General features: G+C 35.7%; 11 protein-coding genes. All 11 read right to left on the bottom strand.

The window, feature by feature from the left end; genetic code table 11:
• Window positions 1-69: 69 nt before the first annotated feature.
• The gene (locus AC5LAX_RS05900; RefSeq protein WP_493263793.1) at window positions 70-2631 is read right to left on the bottom strand and encodes an InlB B-repeat-containing protein; all 2562 of its coding nucleotides are present in this window, start codon (window positions 2629-2631) and stop codon (window positions 70-72) included.
• Window positions 2632-2654: 23 nt separating this feature from the next.
• Window positions 2655-5447: an InlB B-repeat-containing protein gene (locus AC5LAX_RS05905; RefSeq protein ID WP_493263794.1), complete on the bottom strand. Its 2793-nt coding sequence runs from the start codon at window positions 5445-5447 to the stop codon at window positions 2655-2657.
• Between the two features lie 48 nt (window positions 5448-5495).
• Window positions 5496-6473, bottom strand: coding sequence for a hypothetical protein (locus tag AC5LAX_RS05910; RefSeq protein ID WP_493263795.1), 978 nt, complete (start codon window positions 6471-6473; stop codon window positions 5496-5498).
• A gap of 9 nt (window positions 6474-6482) precedes the next feature.
• Window positions 6483-7523 (bottom strand): hypothetical protein, encoded by a 1041-nt coding sequence (locus AC5LAX_RS05915; protein ID WP_493263796.1) that lies wholly within the window; start codon window positions 7521-7523, stop codon window positions 6483-6485.
• Window positions 7524-7538: 15 nt separating this feature from the next.
• Window positions 7539-8507: a hypothetical protein gene (locus AC5LAX_RS05920; protein WP_443882640.1), complete on the bottom strand. Its 969-nt coding sequence runs from the start codon at window positions 8505-8507 to the stop codon at window positions 7539-7541.
• A 98-nt stretch (window positions 8508-8605) separates the two neighbouring features.
• Window positions 8606-10090: a hypothetical protein gene (locus AC5LAX_RS05925; RefSeq protein WP_443882641.1), complete on the bottom strand. Its 1485-nt coding sequence runs from the start codon at window positions 10088-10090 to the stop codon at window positions 8606-8608.
• An 11-nt stretch (window positions 10091-10101) separates the two neighbouring features.
• Entirely contained in the window at window positions 10102-11439 is a 1338-nt protein-coding gene (locus tag AC5LAX_RS05930; RefSeq protein ID WP_493263797.1) for a hypothetical protein, read from the bottom strand.
• A 229-nt stretch (window positions 11440-11668) separates the two neighbouring features.
• Window positions 11669-14056, bottom strand: a complete 2388-nt coding sequence (locus AC5LAX_RS05935) for a hypothetical protein (protein WP_493263798.1) — start codon at window positions 14054-14056, stop codon at window positions 11669-11671.
• Complete coding sequence (locus AC5LAX_RS05940) at window positions 14057-17470, bottom strand: Hint domain-containing homing endonuclease (RefSeq protein WP_493263799.1); 3414 nt, start codon at window positions 17468-17470, stop codon at window positions 14057-14059.
• 3 nt (window positions 17471-17473) lie between these two features.
• The gene (locus tag AC5LAX_RS05945; protein WP_493263800.1) at window positions 17474-18106 is read right to left on the bottom strand and encodes a hypothetical protein; all 633 of its coding nucleotides are present in this window, start codon (window positions 18104-18106) and stop codon (window positions 17474-17476) included.
• Between the two features lie 321 nt (window positions 18107-18427).
• Complete coding sequence (locus tag AC5LAX_RS05950) at window positions 18428-19078, bottom strand: BACON domain-containing protein (protein WP_493263801.1); 651 nt, start codon at window positions 19076-19078, stop codon at window positions 18428-18430.
• Between the last annotated feature and the right edge of the window lie 163 nt (window positions 19079-19241).

A 19241-nucleotide genomic window follows, 5' to 3' on the forward strand; every position in this document is an offset into this window, starting at 1 on the left:
GAAGTTCCGCACGCCCCACAAGCTATTCCCCTACTGGGGTCTGCAAAGCGTAGCGGAACATTTAAAAGTTTAAGAAACAGTCCAATTAACATTAGAAGTTACTTTGACAGTTTGTGTACCACCAGCAGCTTCAAACGTTAGACTAGTTTTATCAAGATTCAAATAAGGATCTTGTTCAAACGTTGCAGTGTAAGTAGCATTTCCAGTAACAGTAACAGTTCTGCTAGCATTCGTATTACCATCACTCCATTTAACAAAGTGATAACCGGCAGACGGTGTAGCCTTTAATGTAGCAGTTGCACCATAATTGTAAGTACCACTTCCACTAACAGTACCACCTGTACCCGCAGTTACAGTCAGTGTATAACTGTTAATTTGCCAGATAGCATAGTAAGTAACATTACCAGTAACTTTGGTAGTTGTGCTTACATTAACAGAACCACTAGCTGACGTAGACCATCCCTTAAAAGTATATCCAGTTCTTGTAGCAGTAGGAAGAGTTCCTAAAGCGTCATTGTAATGGAATGAACTACTAGACTTGCTAGGAGTACCACCATTACCATTCCAAGTAACCGTATAATTCTTATAAGTTGCAGTCCATCTAGCGTACCAAGTCTTATTAGAAGTAACCTTAGTTGTCGTAGTTAATTGAGTACCACCGCTAGTAGCAGAAGTATCGAACCAACCTGCGAACGCATACGTATAAGTATTATCCGCAGCTCTTGAACAAGTAGGTAACGTTCCAATAGCTTCACCATAATTTTTACTTATAGATGAAGAAGAAGGAGTACTACCACCATTAGCGTTAAATGTAAAGGTGTACCTATTAACAGCTCTGGTCACATAAGCATAATAAGTAGCAGCACCTGTTACACTCGGCGTTTCTAAAGTTAATGAAGAACCAACTTTAGTTCCACCACCATTAGCAGCAGTATACCAGCCTTGGAAAGTATAAGTGTACTGAGCATCATTTGCAGGCATAGTCAAAGTACAAGAGCCTTTCGACCCATAAGCAACAGATTGACTAGTCCTATTCAAAGATCCGTATGTTGTTTGATAATTTATCGTATAACTCCGTCTAGTCGCAGTCCAATGTGCATATATCGTAGTATTACCTGCACCCATTGTCGTATTAGCAGTAACTTGCGTTCCACCACTTGCAGAAGTGTACCAACCAGCAAATGCGTAAGTGTATTCAGCATCAGAAGACTTCGTAGGCGTCGGCAAAGTGCCATAAGCACTTCCATATTGAACGCTCTTAGAAGCAGGACTTACTGCATTACCACCATTAACATTGTAAGTTAAAGTATAACTATTAATAGACCATTGAGCATAATAGGTAACAGTACCAGTAACTTTGGTAGTAGATGAAATCTTCGTACCACCACTAGATGCTGTGTACCAACCAAGGAATGTATAACCTGTTCTAGAACAAGTCGGAAGAGTACCTAATTCTGAACCATACGTTTTAGTAATAGTTGATGGACTAGGAGTACCACCACCGTTACCATTAAATGTTGCAGTGTAACTTCTAAGAGTAGCAGTCCACTGAGCATAATAAGTAACGTTTCCTGTTACAGTAGTAGATGCAGATATTTGAGTACCACCCGTTGCAGCTGTAAACCAACCCTTAAATGTATAAGTGTATTGAGCATCAGCAGCTCTTGTCGGAGTAGGTAATGTGCCTAAAGTAGAACCATGAGTCTTAGTAGTAGACGTAGGATCTACAGTTCCACCATTAGGATTCCAAGTTACAGTATATGACTTGAGAACAAATACCGGAGTAATATGAGTATTGGCAGTAATCCTAGAAACTGTCATAGGATTAATAGTAGAACCATTAGACCACTTACTAAAATTATAGCCAGTACTTGGAGTAGCTGTCCAAATAGCAGAACCACCGTATTCTACACTAGACTTATTAACGCTTGCTGTACCACCAGTTGAATTAGCAGTAGTAGTTGTGAAAGTCTTAATTGTAAACTTAGCAGTTAAGCTGATATTGGCAGTAACAGCAAATGTATATGAAGCATTGCTAGATACTTTAGTTGTTCCATTGTACCAACCAGTAAAATTATAAGCAGGCTTAGGAGTTGCAACTACAGTAGCATTAGCACCGTGTTCTACAGTTTGACCAGCAGGACTTACAGTACCTTTGTTTATATCCTCAGAAGTTGCATTAACAGTGTAGCTCTTAATCTTATATTTAGCAATAAGAGTTCTATTAGCAGTTAAAGTAACAGCGAAAGAAAGGCTTGTAGAAACAAGATTAGAGCCTTCATACCAACCAACAAAATCATACCCAGTAGGAGCGGCTTTAGCAGTCAATGTGACTTGTGTATCACGATAATAAGTTCCTTCTTTAACTCCACCTGTAGCGGATGAACCAATAGAACAATCACCAACATTTGTAATAGTAGTTCCTGAACTATTAGTAGTTAAAGCTGAAATCTTAATAGTAAACTTATCAGCTTCTACTTGAGTACAATTAATAGTTTTCGTAATACCGCTGACTGAAACAGTAACAATAGTTGTTCTGCTCGCACCGGCATTCTTACTCGCAGTTAAACCAACCGTTTTATTACCCGTACCACTCTTAGCGGTAGGGGTAAGCCAAGAAGCAATAGCCATCTTAGTACCCTCCCCCCCCCTAATTATGAAACCGTCCATTCGACGTTAGAAGTAACATTAACAGTTTGAGTTCCACCAGCAGCCTCGAAAGTAAGAGAAGTCTTATCTAATTCGAGATATGGATCTTGAGTAAACTTAGCAATATAAGTCTTATCAGCATCAACAGTAACACTTAGAGTTACATCGTCAGAAACCTTAACTCCATCTTTCCACCAACCACCAAAGCTATAACCTTCAGCAGCTGTAGCATGAATAGTAGCAACAGTACCATCCTCAAATTCAGCAGTTTCAACTCCTAAATTAGATTCTTTATTGATACCAACACCACCTTGAGCTACACCTTCATCTTCGGTTTTAACTGTAAGTGTATAATGTGTGGGTTCAGGAATAAGATCACATTCAATAGTAACCTTAATGTTTTTCTCAACCACAAAGCTATACTGATTGTTACTGTTAAGAGTGATTTTAACACCATCAACAAGCACTTTATTCAAAGTATAACCCGGACTTACATTAACTTTAATCGTACAAGTATCACCATCATCATAAGTACCAGCACCTTCCATTGTAGCACTTCCATTAGGAATAGCTTCATAGGTAACTTGGAATTTATCAGGAGCATCAACTTCAAAACGAGCTTCAATAGATTTAGAGTCATTCATGACAATATCACGTGAAGTAGTCGAGGGTGCACTCGAATCAATCCATTCCTTAAAATGATAGCCGCTATCTGCTAATGCTTCTACAGAAACGGTAGTTCCGTCAACAATATTAGAGTAAGTCTTTGTGCCACTATAATAGTCGCTCCAACGTCCATTGATCTTTGCACGACATTTACCACCCGTTCCAGCAGTAAGAGTTAGCGTTCGCATGATCACTTGGTCGAACGTAGCAATATGCGTTGCATTCGTTCCGGTTTTAGCAGTGAATGTTGCAGGATTATCTGAAACCTTTGCACCACTTGTATTCCACTCTCTGAACTTGTAATTGCCAACCGCACGAGCTTCAACTGAATAAATCGAACCTACAGCAGTTTTAAACGTGTGTTCAGAAGTAGACCAACTAGACCAAGAACCATCACCTATACGATAACGAGTTTCATTAGTTCCGTCAGAACCTACCGTAATAGTAACTTCTTCCGGTGGAATCTCTACGAACGTACAAGAGAAATCTACATTCTCAGTGATAACCTTTGAATAAGGATTAGAGTTAGAAGTAGTTCCACCAATATTCCATTGTTCAAAAGAATAACCGCTATAAGGAACACCTAATACCTCAATTGTCTCACCGTCAGTAACACTAATGTTAGAATGCGAAGATGCAGCTTCTGAATATTCACCAGAGCCAATCTTATATTTACATTTACCATTAGAACCAGCAGTGATATTAACAATATGAGTTTCAGGTGGAATGTAAGTTTCCTTAAAATAAGCAGTATAAACTTTGCGATGCAGACCTTCTTCAACAATGATATTATTTTCATTATTAGGAAGATTAGCACCAGTAGGAGTTACCCACTTTTCAAATTCATAACCGCTATTAGCTTTACCAGCGATAGTGACAATAGTCTTTTCCGGAGCAGTGACTTCGTGTCTTTCTGTCCATTGAGACCAAGCATCATTAATATCTTTATATCGAACTAAACCATTCGCATTTGCCACGATACTAAACGTGAAATAACGAATAGCTTCTTTAAAGTTTACTGTAATCGTAAGATCTTGCGTAACAACGATGCTATATGTACCATTACCATTATCTACAAGATTACCACCAGAAGCAGTAACTGTATCAACTGCCCAACCCTCAACAGGACTAGGAACAATTATTGCAGTTTGACCGGATTTATAAGTACCGCCACCGCTAACTGAACCTTTATCAGCAGGATTAGTTATAATAGTTACATTGTACTCCTCAATAACAGGAGCATCAAGCTCGAAGTGTGCAATATAAGTTTCATCTTTCTCAACAACAAGATCATATTGAAGATTAGTAGAAACAATACGATTTAAACTATCAGTCCAATGAGTAAAATGATACCCTTGAATTGCCGCAGCTGTTATAGAATGCCTTGTACCTTTTGGGAATGTTCCGGCACCAACTACATATCCTGCATTAGCCGGATCAGCATTGACATTAATATAGAATTGTTCAATAGGAGCTTCATCCTTTTCAAATACACCTATCAAATCCATATCTTTCTTAATAGTAAAAGACCAATTAGGACTAATAGACATAATCTCATTAGTATGAAACTCTTTCCAACCTTTAAAGTGATAACCTTGAACAGGTTTAGCATAAAGTTCAACACGACTACCAGCTTCAAATTGGAAACGGAAGCCATCTGAGTTTTCATCAGGAACAATAGCAGAACCACTACATCCAACAATACCACCCTCTTCAGGAGAAGGAACTAAAGTAACTCTATAGTAATCACGTTCGATATGACCAGACTGCATAAAATCTTGAAGATCTTTGATGTAAGTCCAAGCACGAATATATGTATCTTGACAACCACAAGTATTATTTCTAATACCACGACTAGGATGCACATAATTAGCTTTAAGACCAATGCAAACAAGAGTGTCATCAGTCAAAGACTCACTACCAACAATTAACTCTCTATCAATAGCAATAATATTACCATCAGTAGTTAGATTAATTTCGCAGCCTTTTTCATCATACATATAGTAACAACCATCAGTACGATGATAGAAGAATCGAACGTTATGCTCACGCTTAGGAAATGTACCAAGAGGAAGAACTTGTTTTAACTTGACAATTTTAATATTACATTCCATAGCATTAAGTTTAAACAAATATAACTACGCAGAACCGTTAAGCACTGCGTAGTTTTCCAAGCAACTTTAGTCAGTTGCAGTATTCAGAGAAATGGCATTATCACCGGAACCTTTAGCTAAAGTCTTAATAGCTTCAAGTTTATTTACAACAGCATCGATCACAGCTTCCGTACCAACAACGATTTGGAATTTGCGAGGACTATTGTTATCAGCGGCAATCTCAGGGAATTGATTAAACTCAGCCGTAGAAATAACAAGATAAGCGACTTTATCAAAGCCAACTTTCGGGTCACCAATACCCCAAGCTTTCTGCCACTCATCATGAGGATTCCAACCCATGTTAATCAGAGAATAACGAAGGTCTTCATCACTAAGAGCAACATCAGCCAAGAAACCGGATAACTTCGTATGTTTAACGGTAATAGTACCATTGGCTTTTTGATCGGCAAGAATACCGAATACGTTCATCGTCAATTTAGTAGGCTTTTTAGCAACAACGGTTATCTGAACAGCACTATCAGCTTTCTCGATAGTAATATCAAATAACTCTTTGTTATAAGCAGTAAGACTAAGGTTCTTCTTAATCTTCTCTACCAACCGATCAACGGTATCAGTAGCATGAATCCGAACAGGTATTTGAACAATCTGAGGATTAGGATTAACCGTCAGACCATGGCGATACTCCTCAGAAGAACAAATTTCAATAGCACCACAAAACTCAGCATCTGCATTATATACAATACCTTCAGCAGGCTTAAGTGCCGGATTCGTAAGACCTTTAAGAATAATAGTTTCTTTCTGATCTGTTTCCGTATATTTACGAACGTTATAAGTGAAGTTAAAAGGATTAATATCCACTCCACGTTGATTCATAAATCCACCGTCCTTAGTAGGAATTGCAGACATAATTACAAACGGCTCAGGTCTACCAGTAGTAGGCAAAGCAGTACCATAAGCAGTACAAATGCCGAGTTGACCGTTAGATAACTTAGTATCAACAGTAACATTATCGACAAATGTTTTTCCGTAACTTACAATTCTCATAGTAACGTTTTATTTTAAAGAATTACTTTCATTTATAGCAATTTGATAACCTTCATCTTTAAGTTTACCAAGAAGCTTCTGTGTAGCAAGGTTAATAATCTCGGTTTTAAACGGAAGTTCAGTAGCAGTATCAGTTATAATATCAAACCTAGTAGGTTGTCTAAGATATGTGATAGCAACATCAGTAATCACAAACGTATCATCCATATCTACTAAAACCCTATTACTTTCTATCGTACATATAGGATGAATGTGTCTATTAAGACGATTGTGATACGTTTGAAGCATATCCCTACGCTGAACATCAGAAACTAAATCCATACCGGCAGATTTGCTCTCTCGCACCTTTGTAATCACTCCGTCAGAAGTGATAACCTCGTATAAGCCCGAATAATGCTCGTAGTTAAATTGTACTAATTCAATAGTATATTTATCTCCAACTACAATTAGCTGTGGCGTATCGAAGTAAAACACTAGTGATTCGGGGTAATACTCGTTATTGTAGCGTTCATAAGTCACATTGTAACCTTTTCGCAGCAATATGGAGAGCATATAGTTGATATATTCAAATAGACCCTCTTTACGATAGATCTTAACAGGATAATGAAACGTAACGGTATCATTACCGATTTGAATAACGAAATCTTCTATATAACCGGGAATAGTTTTAAATAGCTCACTGATATTAACAACGTAAATCCTAGTAGTAACAGATTCAGTTGCTCGATAACGTTTAAACTTATCATATATAACACTTGCATCATAAGAGACACCATGTAGGTAATTCGCAGGTAAAAAAGCGAAGCCTCTATTACCCTCATTTGCGAGAAGGTAAAGAGGACTTCTATATGTAGTCTTTAGCACCTGCAAATCATCGTAATAACGACCAGTCTCTTCAAAGGCTTTAATCTTTTGCGTAAGCAGTACGTCAATAGCTTCATTAAGAGCAATATCAATATACTGCGGACGAATAGATTCTTGCCTATTAGCATTAATCTGCTGAATCTTATCGTTTACAGCAATATGTGCTTCTTTACAACTACTATACATACTGACACTATTTTGTTAGTTTATAACCGAAGCCTTATAAGCAGTGAAAAGTTGTGCTTTATATTCAACATTTTCGGGAGCAGCTAAGAAAGCCATAACACCCTCAATGGAAGAACCAAGAACTACTTCTGGACGCACAGTGTCAAAGTAATTATCACCGTCTTTCGTAATGACTTGAGCGGCGAGTAACTTATAGACTTGCGCCATTGCTTCTACATTCTTGTTATCAAACAGAGAAATAAACGCATCTGCATTCGTTTGAGAAAGTTCAGCTACAGCCGTCTGCAAATCTCCATGTTCCATTTTAATAATCTGTAGAGTATCAGCAGGAGCATTACAGATAAGCATATTTCTAATACGTTTATAAGAAGACTCATCACCTGTGAACAACTGAGCCAACTTAGTAGCAGTATTAACAACAGCTTTAGTCTTAGCATCTTTCATACGCTTAACATCTTCGATGCTATGTAAGTAAAACCGAATGTTAGTAGATTTCTCGACATCTTCCGGTTTATTAGCAACAGTAGAAGTAAGCAGAGCAAGACGCCAAAGAATATAATCTTGCGGCTTAATAGGAGTCATGTACATATACAGATTCTCTTCATGAACCGCAGTACCTTCACCAAAGAGCATAGCATCAAAAATAGCTTTCTCTAATTTATTCGGAGCAACCTCAGTATTAATACTGTTCTTTTTAGCCCAATCAAGAATAGCATCACGTTTAACAGGATCGTTAAGAGAAAACTCCCAACCAGTTTCAAGCTCATAACCTTGAGCGGGAACTTCAACAGTTGAGTTTTTAAGATGCTTCAAAACGAGGTCTTGAAAGTTTACGTTACGGCTATCAGCAGAAGCTCCAATGATCGTAGGAAGTATAGAAGCCATTTCAGCAGTTTTACTAGATAGAGTAAGAACCGCTTTAATGCTCGGACCGAAAATAGTATTGAAAGCACCAATACTTTTCTGATTCACGACTTGAAACATAGTCGGATTCAGCTTTAACGCTAAGGTTATTTTGCGTGAGTATATCATATAGTTTATACTTTAGTAAGTTTATACTTTACAATAATCGTAATGTACGCTTATTCAAAAATCATTTCAGCCCAGAAAGAAGTAGTACCATTAAGCATATTGATACCTTGTGAAGACATAACCTCATAAGTAGCAATATCCTCTCTAGTAGATAACATCTTACTATAAGCACCCCATTCTTTAGGTAGCGGAGTAATACCTTGATAAACACCGTACAAATATTCACGACCCTCTTCACAAACCAACTGAATATTTGCTTCACCACTCGTGTTATCAATAGAGTGATCCAAGAACACCATCGTATAAGAGGTAACAGGGAAGCCACCATACATACGACCATTCTTACGATCCATTTCGGCACGAGAACCGGTATCAAACAAATCTACAACCTTAACAGAAACGGTAGCTCCGGAATAGTGCTTATACTGATTGAAGTATGCACCATAAGAAAGGATACCACCACGGCTTTGAATCTCCTCAGAACCTAACTTATCAAAGTAACCATTTCCGATAGCTTCATTCTTAATACACTGTTGGAACATTTTAGAACCACCTTTACCGGTATAAAGAACGATATTTTTGTTACTCAAATCAATATCGTTACGAACTTCAAAGATACGAGAAAGAATCATATCAATAAGCTCAATAGTCATGAATGAGTATTCGAAGTAGTTACCAAATGCGATAAGAATATCACGAACACCAGCACCACGAGGAATAGGTTTATTTGAATGTTTTTCTTGATTGTGAATAACACCGTTAATATCACGGTTGTAAGCAGAGAACCACAAATCCTCTTCTAACAAACGTCTACGCATGAACTCGAACTGACGCATTTCATAAGGCATCCAAAGAGTACCTTTAGAACCATCATCATAATCAAGTTCAAACTCGGTTACGATATTAGCAATGTTACCGGTAATAATTTTGGAGAATCTATGGAAACCAAATTGGTTAGTCATTTCACTCCAAGATTCAGCAGTAGAACGAGAACCAGTAGATAATTCACCGGCAATCGTAGGAGCACCCATACCCCAATATTTACCTCTCTCAAAATTGCTGAGATCAATAAACTCATCAGGATTACCACCAAGGATAATCATTTCATAGATATATCCACCAGAAGCAGTCTGCTCACCATCGGTCTGCATACGAACCATGTGCTTTCCGTCAGGAGTAATAGCAGAATACTGATAAGGAATCCAGTTATCTTGGAACTCCGCTTTGAAAGACATAAACCCTTTACCGGGGGTTTGAGTAGGCGTAATCAAACGCACAATCGGGGAAGTGACAGTAGGTTTCCCCATAATCTTCCACTTATACTGAGTATCACCAGCATTAATAGGTTTCTTACGAGAGATATTCCCTTGACCTTCTGTAAGAGAAAGAAGAGGGAATTGATTACTGTTCCTACCCCAAAGATAAGTAAGAGACTTATTCAAATCGACAGCACCAAGAACATTAAAGTTCAATAGCATATCGGCATCAGAGTAAACCTCTTTGGAATACTGTTTTTTTCCAATTTCTCTAAGCATAGTTACGATAATTATTTATTTGAATCAATAATACCACCCGGAACAATAGGACGTCTATTAGGATTAACTTTAGTACCGCCACCTTGAATGGATACCTTAACTTTAGGTTTACCACTAGAAGTAATGTTCAAACGACGAACAGCTTCTTGTCGTATAGATGCAGCAGCTAACTGACTAATATCAGCACCTAACAAGTTACGAAGTGCTACCATAGCGAACGTTTCATTATCAGCAAGCATATCAAAAACATCTTTCTGAGCTTGCGTATAGAAATCACCATTAACTTCAACAACAGGAGCTGTTAAATACTTGACAATATCTTTACGAGAAAGAATTTGCTCTTTACCATTAACAGTTCTTTTAACGCCTGCTGTTGGAATTGCAAGACCTCCGATAGTACCTTTATTAACGATCTTATCGTATAAAGAATCAGGAATGTTAAGCACTTTAGCTTTACCATTCTCATCATAGGTAATACCGTAGGCTTTATCAAGAGCCTCTTGAGCAGCTTGATATTCGGCTTCTTGCTTAGCATTTGCGGCTTCAATCTCACGTCTCTGAGCATTAGCAAGATAATCAAGACTTTCTTTAGCAGTTTCAGCTAATACTTTATCAGCTTTAGAAAAACGAATAATACGTTCGATTTGAGCATCAGAAGTACCTTTGCGTTTTTCAGCAGAACGAATAACAGCTTCTAACTGATCATCTGATTTATCTTCAAGGGTCATTGTAGTCCAATCAACATGATTAGCAAAACCCTCAAGAGAACCATACGTTTGTTTGTAAAGAGCAGCTTGATAAATATCCGGATTAGTACGGAAGAAATTGTTGATAGCTTCACTTTCAGCTTGACGTTTAGCAAGCTCTGCAATATCAGCATCACGTTGAGCAAGACCTTCAACAGTCATTTCGTATTGCTTAGGAGTACCATCAGCATTTACCGGAGTTAAACCAGAAATAGCAGAAATAGCAGAAACATCTATAGTTTCCTCTTGAGTTTCAGCAGCAGCAAACTCATCTAACTGAGCTTTAGTGTAAACAATCTCTCCGTCTTTAACGGCATTACCGTCAGCATCAAGATCATACTCAACATCACCGTCATCGGTAGTAAGAACAATCTTAGTAGGAGTTTCAGTTTCAGTTTCAGTTTTTTGAGTAGCAGTTTTAGCAGCTTCTTCTTCAGCTTTACGTTTAGCTTCTTCCTCTTCTGCTTTCTTACGTTCTTCTTCTGCTTTAGCAGCTTCTTCTGTTTCTTTAGCAGTTTTAGCAGCTTGTTCAGCAGCTATCTCTTCCGCAGTTTTAGTAGTATTACTATCAGTAACACCACCGGGAACAATAGGATTTGGCATAATGTTTTATCTTTTATAAATTAAGTTATAACAGTGACAAATGTAATAATAATATATGTATTAAAAATGGCATTAGAAATATTATTAGAAACAGCATTAGTACCGCCTATCACACGGCTCTCTGAAATTCCAATTAATTTATGCCATTTTAAGGCTCAAATAAAGACCTCTGACGAACCCAAATTTCAGTCGATATAGTTGTTCAATTCAACAAAAATAAGAGCCTACATTAAGACTTCCGTGGCTTATTGGCGTTAATACGATTTATGCGCTTTTGTTCCTCAAACTTGGCACGTTCCAGATTAGCTCTATCAATATCTAAGTTTAACTTAGTCATTTTAAGATAATCATCAAGAGTACCACTATTAGATTCATCTTCACTAATGTAATCATTACCGTTCTTATCTACTTGAAGCTTAGCATCAGTAATAATAATATTAGTAAGATTAGTATCAGCAGCAATAGCTTCCTTAGAATCGCGATCAAGTTGAGCTTGTTCAGCTTCAAATTTACGTTGAGCTTCCGCATTAGCAGCACGAGTTTGTTCAATCTCAGCATCCCACTTCTTTTGAATCTCTTCTTTTTGAAGTTCAAATTGACGTTGAGCTTCGGCAGCTTCTTTAATATATTTGCGTAAAGAAGCAACGTTATGATTACAAACAGCTTCAGCAGCTACATCGTAATTTCCATTTTGAGCAGCACCAAAAGCAATTTCTTCAAGCTTACGTACTTGTTCATTAAGTTCAGCAGAGTTACCAACAAAGATACCTAAATTAGAATTAACAAAGTCAGTACCATTTACACGAACTTGAACAATCTCATTGGTATTTGGATCTACATAAGAACCTTCATAGCCATCAATCCAAGCAATCTTAGCAGCATCAAGATTAGCCATCATATCACGAGAGCGGAAGCAATCAAATATTTTAAGTGACCATACAGACCCCATTAGAGCTTGATTAAGTCCCATTTCAGTGACAGCTTTACCGGCACGAGCTTGAATATCTCCTGCACGTTGATCGTTCATATTAGCAAGTTCATATGCTTCTTGCTTAATAGATTGCTTAATTTGATTAATAGTATTAAGATAATTAATCATTGTAGTATTAGCAATCTCTTTAATAGCTTGAAGTGATGCTTGTTGTTTAGCTATTTCACTATCATCAAATACAAGAGTACCATCTCGATTAGCTGCATCAAGACGCTCTTCCATAGTCATATCTTTAGTATCAGCTAAGAAACTTTCAGGTATCAATAGCCATGACCGGAATTTACTAATAGTACGTTCCTCAACTAAAGTATAAAGACGATAAAGAGCAAGATAAGGTAATAAGCGATAAGGAATAGGTTTAGGATTATTAAGAAGCATCAAACGACTTAAACCATTATAAGGTAACTTACAATGATTAAGATTATTCACTTCTTCACGTTGAACAATAATAGGTTGAGCTTTAGTATATACACCCCAATCTTTATCACCAAAACGATAAGCTTCCCAACATTGAAGAACCCAAGTATATTCAATATCAATATCACCAAGAGTAGTATCTAAGACATAATCTTCATCAACAATCTTTTGCTCAATCTCACCATAAGCATTAGTGTAAGTAAGAACACCACGCTTCATAGGAACCTTAAAAACACAATGACGAGCTTTGAGGACCCCGGTAGAGGGCAAGGAGTGGTACGGAGCAGCATTCTGCGCATCAATCGTAGGATTAAAAGCAATCTCACGAGAACGAAGCATAACAGGAGTAACTGTATATTCACCCGTACTTTTATGATTATGAATTATATCTTTAATGTAAGCAATATCTCTTTTAGAAAGAACTTCTTGATATTCACCAATTATATCATTGATGTTAATATCAAACTCTCGCATCCCATAATCATCATCTTCAACAAAAAGATTACCACTATCAATTCGATAATACTCAAGAGGAGAAATAATTTCAAAAATAACATCATTGTATCTTACATCACGATAAGAATAAACGCTTTCAGTACAGAACCAATAATAAAAAGCTTGAATATATTTCTCATTAGCTTTAATAAGGGAATTAAGAAGATCAAGAGTTTTCTGACCACGATCAGCTTCTTCATCAATCCAATCCTTAGCAGCTTGTTTCATAAAGTCTTCAGCAGATGGAAGATCTTTAGAAGGCTCACCGGTTTGAACACCATTAGCATTCATGATGTTTATAAATTGCTGACGAAGAAGACCATCAAGAGCAACACGGAGATCAGCATTGCGTCTAGTGACAACATCAATATCAGCATTATAAACTTGGTAGTTATTATAGGTGTTAATGAACTCTCCTATATATTTCTCTTTAATAGGAGTAATAAAATCAACATCTCTAATCTTACCAGGCAAATCTTCTTTTCTACCATTAACGGAGTTGTAGGTCGCCATTACATACTTGTAAGTAGATTCATCTACAATTCCATTTGCAGCGTCAAGAAAGGCTTTAATATCTGCTTTATCATTATTAGAATGAGCAGTAGCAATAACCCAATCACACATAGCCTTAGTCCAAACAGCTCCACGCTTAGTAGCTTCCGAAGCAAAAACATCAGGCTTTTCTAAAGAATTAGGAATCTTAGAAGCATCCATTTAACGACGATTTAAACGATTTGCAATACGTCTGTCATTATTCTCTGTATTACCTTCAACAAGACGCTTAGTATTTAAAGAGTCTGCAAGAAAGACATACATAGCAACAATAGCAGCACTAATATGGTCGAAGTTACCCTCAGCAGTAAATCTCTGACACTCTAGAAGCAATCGAACACTACTAATAGACTTAAGTCTACGAATAGGTTTACCATCAGCAGTATATGAAAGAGGTTCATAAATAAACTCCTTTAGCATACGAAGACCATTATATTTCTTATCACCATCACCAATTACAATACCATAATCATTATTGTTAGGATTAGTCAATTTACGAGTATTGGCATTGGTTGGGTCAAGCATTAAGTAACGTCTAAGTTTATATTTAATAAAGTTAGAAACAGTCTCACCAGTACCAGCTTCCGGACAACATTCAGCATTATACATAAGACACATACCCATAGTGACTATATCATTTTGCTCCATTGTGTCCAAACGCCCTATATATTCGCATACAAGCAGTTTTTGATTTGGATATGGAGTAATAGTATTACTACGCATCCATACTTGTGCAGAATAAAGAGAATGTTTATCTGTTACGTCTTTTTGAGCCTTATCTACCTTATACGCATCCACACTGACAAAATATAAATCTTTAGGCACTTCACCATTTACTAAGAACGGACGATAGTACATTCTAACGCAACCGTGAGTATCATCACGAGAACCATGCGGAACTTGATTAACAAACTCATGGAATCTACCTTTACCAAATATATCACGCTTAATACATTCAGCTTTTGGTATAAATTCAGCTTTATTAGAATTACCTAAATCATTAACGACAATCCAACCATCTTGAAAGAATCTAGTAGCATTATCATTAATTAAATCTGAAACATGTAGATTAAGTTCAGGAGAAGCGAACATATTCTCTGTTGTATTAATGAACGCTTCGGCAGGAGTATTAGCACGTTGTGCTTTATAGATTATATGAGTTTCACTATCATTATTATGAAAATGATTCTCTTTATCTTGTTTATCCCAAGCATAAGCAGTGAATATAATTGAATTACCACGTTCAACATAAGGTTCACAATCCCATACTTGTGGAAAGAAGAAACCACATACTTCATGACGTTTATTAATATCCCAAACGTTTTCCATGCAAAGCATCTTATTCATTTTGGGATTATAAAAGGCTTTACTAAATGCAGCCCAGTTAGCACCTTTAGTACCACCCGTACCATAAACACGAATAGTACCAACAGATATAGCACCAGATTCAGTATTAGATAAAGTAACATCAAGGGCTTTTTGGAGGTTAGGGCAATTGTGAAAAATAGTAAAATCTTCTAAAAGACATAGACTATCACCATCAACTTCAAAACCATAATATTCATCTTTACCAATAGATTCAATATCAAATCTACATTCAAGAGGATTTTTTTGTAAAGCTGTATATTCAGGACATTGTTTACGTTTAACTTTAGTTGGAATAATCCAACCTTTACTAAGAAGAAATATACGATAATAAGTACAACCATTAACAACTTTTGTTTTAACAGTAGTTTTAATACCTAAACTTCTAGCTATATAAACAATACCTGCTGTAACAGATTCAAGTTTTTGAATAATTTCAAAATTATGCTTTCTAGCATCATAATTACCATCAGTATCAATAATACCAGCTAGAAATTGCAAACGAGATTCTCTATCTGTACAAATATAATTTTTAGGTATAAATTTATTATCTTTTACACCCATAGCATCAAGAGCTTGTCTAAACCAATTTAAAGAACAATCTTTTTTAGTAAATGAAATTCGTTTAGCAAGTTTACTTGTACTATGATTATAAATATTACAAACTAAATTATTAGCGTTTGCAAATTCTTTCAAAGCATCTATAACCTCAATATCAGGATTTGTAAATCTAGCAGAATCTTTGTCGCCATCTCCTATCCATAATCCAAATATATAAGGGTCAATAAGGACATCTTTATGTTCAAATTCGATACCATTTACTTTTTCAAGAGCATAGCATTCACGCCATCTAGGATGTAAAGATAAAGTTTTAATATGATTTGGAGCTGTAATTAACTCTTCTCTAACTATATTACCATAAGCTTTGCGATATATAGTACGAATCGGATGTTTGCTATTAACAATATGTTCAATACCATTTTCAGGAATAACTTTATACATATTATCAATACCATGTGTTGTAGCTAAGACAGTTCTAGGTTTACTATCAGGTCCCATAAGAATATCTCCAGCAACAATATCTTCGACATTTTTAATTGAGCCATCAAACATAATAAAACGAGTACCTTTAGCCACGCACTTACCAGCTTCCTCGAAATCAATCTCAATAGCTTTCTTACCTACAGCAGCAGATTCATTCTTACCAATAGCAACGCTATAAAGATTAGAAAGCCAACCGAAGTTTTTAAGACCTTTAGTAGATACACGATAACCTAGAAGTATATCATCAATAGCCTCAGAAATATAACCACGACGCCAAAATGTATGTTCCTCAAAATGGTCAAGACATTTCTTAGCCATAAATGTAGTAGCACCTTTATCTGTAAGATAAGCTAATTGGTCAGCAGCAAGAGTTACCGTAACATTCGGAAATAAGTTAATTGTATTTGCAGCTTGACTACCACGTTTATATGAGAAACCTTTACGACGAGCTTTAGCCTTAGTAAGATGAAACTTATTATTAGCTATAAATTCATCTATTTTAAAGTTCCAATAATCACCATCCCAATAACGAGGAAAACCCATAACAGTTTCAACGTATTCAGCACCTTCACGTTTAAGTCTTGCACGTTCTTTATCATTAGGTGTACGTTCAATACGACCATAATTAAGATAAGTATAATGTGCACCAGTTATACGTAAAGGTTGAAGTAAACTCTCACGTTCCTCATCAGTAGTATTAGCATCAAAGAACTTAGGAATATCTTTATAATAAAGTTTAGCTTTAACGAAAACACCTTTCTTACGACGAGATGTTTCTCTTTGCCAAAATGATTCATAAGCCGGAGTACTAGGATCGTAATCACAATACGTACCATATTCATCAAAAGTATCAGCAGCTTTAGAAAGTCTTTCTATATTAATAACAATGAAATCAATATTCATAAGAATACCACCAGAGTTACCAATAAGAAAATCATTATCCGGATCATATAAAGGCTTATTAGTAATATAACTAATACCCTTGGATGCTTTCGGATATTTACTTTTATCTTCACAGAGATAATCTATAAAAGGAATATCTCCACGTTTATAGCCCCACTTATTCTCAGGAGCAGCATTGATGCCATCACAACTATTTTTCCAATAAGCATGAATAAACATAAAGTTATCAATAGCATCTTGTGAAAACTCATATTTACCATTCATAGCTTAATCAATCATATCTATTCCGCCACCAACACCATTATCTATATTGTTATGCACATCCATTGAAGCAGCAAGCTCTTTACCACCACGAACAATAGTTTTCTTGAGTTTAGACTTAACGTAATTATCTTCCGCTTCTTTAAGTTCAGCAATAAGTTTAGGTAAGTCTTTACCCATCTTCGTAATCTCACGCATATAACCGAGCATACCACCGATCTCTTCTTTAGTAAAAGAGTCTTTCTTTAGATCATTACGAAGATTCTTATTCATAACAGCCATAAGATCTTTACCAGCTTGAAGAGCATTAACAGTTTCAAAGAACATCTGTCCAACATAATTGATATTATGCTCAACAAGCCAATTGATAGCTTCAATCATATCTTTAGTTGGTCTAAAGTCTGAATTAAGTTGAGCAACTTCAATAGCATAATCAAAAGCCTTTTGATCTTTTAAACCATTACGATGAATATATCCGTCTTCATCAGCATAACAATCAATAAACTTAAATATCTTATACATAAGTTCTCTATCATTATGCCAATCATTATAAATAGTAGCAAGAATAGGAACTTTAAGAATTTGCTCTACATTCAGAATAAGTTTAGAGCCTTCAACCAACCATACGTGCAGTGCCATAACTAATAGTTTTATCTGTTTTATTACGAGCAATAAAAAAGCCCGTACCAACTTAATGATACGGGCAAATATAAAAATTACTTTTTAAATACAAAATACAATAATAACAAAATAAAATCTTTATAGTAACTATTACTTTACCATATACTATTAGTAACTAAATTAATAGTTTCAGTTCCTACACTTGATACAATAATATATTCCTCTTTATCATCAGCACTACTATAAACATCATAGTTGACACTTAATGCTTTATTACCGGAACTTTAATTAGGAGTAATAGTTACAAATGATTTTTTCATATTTATTTGATTTTATATTTTAACTGTCATGATAAACAGCTTTCCAAATAAAATTAAAAAGTTCAATTTTTTTATTATTTGTAAGCAAAATAGCAATATTTGGTCTATGGTTTAATGCAGAATTAATATTAATAATTTCAGTATTACCGATAGTAATTCCACCAGCAATATTCAAATCAAATACATTTTTACCTAATTCGCTATAAACATCAACAGTTAATTCTTTTTTAGGAGTATATATTGGATTTCCATTTATACTTCCTAAAAAGGCAACAACTTTTTCACCTTTATAATGAGAAGGTATTTCTGCATTAACTTTAATCCGTAAAAATGAAGCAGGATTTTCATTAAACCTACCTATTTCTTGAATAGGTGTGGGAAATATAAATCTTCCCATTTGAGGGCTAGTCATTGATACTCTAATATCTGTACTCATACCAAAATTTCCAATAGTTACTAAAGTTCCATTAGAAGAATATACACCACCTGCAATTTCTATACTTCCAAGATTTGAGGCTTTTTGAGTAATATTTATTGTTTTATTAACCCCCCCCCCAGATACAGTTAAAATGGTAGATCTTTCATTTCCACTATTTTGTTCACAAGTAACATCAAAAGAACCATTATTATTCCCTGATGCATTAGGAACTGTAACAAAATCTTTATTCATATCTTTAGTTTTATTTATTTATCAATAAAAGATTCAAATTGTTTCATAAACAAATTTATTTGAGTAGCATAAGCATCGACAACATATTCAATATCATTCGCATAATCTTCATTAGCTTGAACGAATAAACAGTGAACATACTCATGCCAAAACGTTTGAGTTC

This window comes from Megamonas sp., assembly GCF_986095205.1.

What these genes read in the sequence shown, in the direction of transcription:
- AC5LAX_RS05900 (WP_493263793.1), bottom strand. Translation starts at nt 2,631, where the DNA reads ATGGCTATTGCTTCTTGGCTTACCCCTACCGCTAAGAGTGGTACGGGT.
- AC5LAX_RS05910 (WP_493263795.1), bottom strand. Translation starts at nt 6,473, where the DNA reads ATGAGAATTGTAAGTTACGGAAAAACATTTGTCGATAATGTTACTGTT.
- AC5LAX_RS05915 (WP_493263796.1), bottom strand. Translation starts at nt 7,523, where the DNA reads ATGTATAGTAGTTGTAAAGAAGCACATATTGCTGTAAACGATAAGATT.
- AC5LAX_RS05920 (WP_443882640.1), bottom strand. Translation starts at nt 8,507, where the DNA reads ATGTTTCAAGTCGTGAATCAGAAAAGTATTGGTGCTTTCAATACTATT.
- AC5LAX_RS05925 (WP_443882641.1), bottom strand. Translation starts at nt 10,090, where the DNA reads ATGCTTAGAGAAATTGGAAAAAAACAGTATTCCAAAGAGGTTTACTCT.
- AC5LAX_RS05930 (WP_493263797.1), bottom strand. Translation starts at nt 11,439, where the DNA reads ATGCCAAATCCTATTGTTCCCGGTGGTGTTACTGATAGTAATACTACT.
- AC5LAX_RS05935 (WP_493263798.1), bottom strand. Translation starts at nt 14,056, where the DNA reads ATGGATGCTTCTAAGATTCCTAATTCTTTAGAAAAGCCTGATGTTTTT.
- AC5LAX_RS05940 (WP_493263799.1), bottom strand. Translation starts at nt 17,470, where the DNA reads ATGAATGGTAAATATGAGTTTTCACAAGATGCTATTGATAACTTTATG.
- AC5LAX_RS05945 (WP_493263800.1), bottom strand. Translation starts at nt 18,106, where the DNA reads ATGGCACTGCACGTATGGTTGGTTGAAGGCTCTAAACTTATTCTGAAT.
- AC5LAX_RS05950 (WP_493263801.1), bottom strand. Translation starts at nt 19,078, where the DNA reads ATGAATAAAGATTTTGTTACAGTTCCTAATGCATCAGGGAATAATAAT.